Consider the following 1,434-nt stretch of genomic DNA (forward strand, 5'->3'; position numbering starts at 1 on the left):
GGCAGCAGCCGCAGGGAGACGGAGTTGATGCAGTAGCGCTGGTCGGTCGGCGTCAGGCCCTCGCCGCGCACCTCGGCCACGACCCGCTCGATCAGCCCGGCGAGCCGCTCCAGCACCGGGCCCGGCGGGTGGTCGCGGTTCGCGGCGTCGGCGGCGACCCTGGCCCGTACCCGGCCGCTCAGGTCCACCGCGCAGACCGCGAGGTGGTCCACGCCGATCTCGGCGCCGAGCCCGCAGGGCCCGCGGTCGTTGAGCGCCAGCGCGCTGCCCGGCCGGCCCACCGTGCCCGGGCGGCCGGGACCCAGCTCCACCAGCAGCCCCGCCCGCAGCAGCTCGTCCACCACGGCCGCGACCCCCGCCCGCGTCATCCCGATCCGCGCCGCCACGGCCGCGCGCGACAGCGGGCCCCCGGCGGCCACGGCGCGCAGGGCCAGGGACAGGTTCCGCTGCCGCAGCGCCTGCTGCGTGCGGGGCGAGGGCGCCGACACGGGCGACTCCTTCATGGCGGGAACGGGCGGTGAGCGGCGGTGATGACCGTCACGTGGGGCTCGGGCAGGACGACCCTACGGCCTGGCGGCCCGGTACCGGAGCATGTGGGACAGGCCCGAAACGGATAGTTGCGCGGACTGCGCAGAAAATCTTGGTTGGACTGCTTGTTTCGCGCAGGTTGCGCGTGCATGATGTGCCTGTCCGAACGGACGTCCACAGCAGAGTCGGAGGAGGATCGGCGTGGATCTTCAGCTCTTGGCGGCGCTCGTGCTAGGTATCGCCACGATCATCGTCATCGTGCTGCGCACCAGGCTCGACGCCTTCGTCGCACTGCTGGTCGCCTCACTGGTGACCGGCTTCGTCGCGGGTGCGCCCGCCACGGAAATCCTCGATTCGATCACCGCGGGCTTCGGCTCGACGCTGGGATCGATCGGCATCGTGATCGGCCTGGGCGTGGGCCTGGGCAAGATCCTGGAGGTCTCCGGCGCCGCGGACGCGCTGGCCAGGATGTTCGTCCGGGCGTTCGGCAAGGGCCGGGAGCCGTGGGCGATGGGCACGACCGGCGCGGTCGTCTCGATCCCGGTGTTCTGCGACTCCGGCTACGTGATCATGAACCCGCTCGCCCGCTCCATAGCCCGCGTCAAGCGCGCCGGGTACGTGACGCTGGCGCTCGCGCTGGGCTGCGGCATGACCCTCACCCACCACCTGGTGCCGCCGACGCCCGGCCCGCTGGGCGTGGCCGGCATCCTCGGCGCCGAGCTGGGCGCGCTGGTGCTGGCGGGTCTGGCCTTCTCCGTGGTGCTGCTGCCCATCGTGATCGGGTACGCGCGCTGGATGGGGCCGAAGCTGGAGAGCGAGATCTCGGACGAGGTCCGCGAGGCCGTGTACGGCAAGGCCGCGGTCCCCGCCGGTGTCGGCGGCGGCCCGGGTTCCGCCGGGGCGCCG

2 protein-coding genes are annotated in these 1,434 nt (G+C 73.4%); one reads left to right on the forward strand and one right to left on the reverse strand.

The window, feature by feature from the left end; all coding sequences use genetic code 11:
- Positions 1-488: winged helix DNA-binding protein (locus tag H5J30_RS33145; RefSeq protein WP_508471136.1), on the reverse strand; the 488-nt coding region annotated here is incomplete at its 3' end.
- Positions 489-729: 241 nt separating this feature from the next.
- On the opposite strand from H5J30_RS33145, the gene H5J30_RS33150 reads away from it, so the two are divergent.
- The coding region (locus H5J30_RS33150; RefSeq protein ID WP_309505706.1) for a GntP family permease at positions 730-1,434 on the forward strand (705 nt) is incomplete at its 3' end.

The organism is Streptomyces phytophilus, from assembly GCF_013870535.1.
Taxonomy (GTDB): Bacteria; Actinomycetota; Actinomycetes; order Streptomycetales; family Streptomycetaceae; genus Streptomyces; species Streptomyces phytophilus.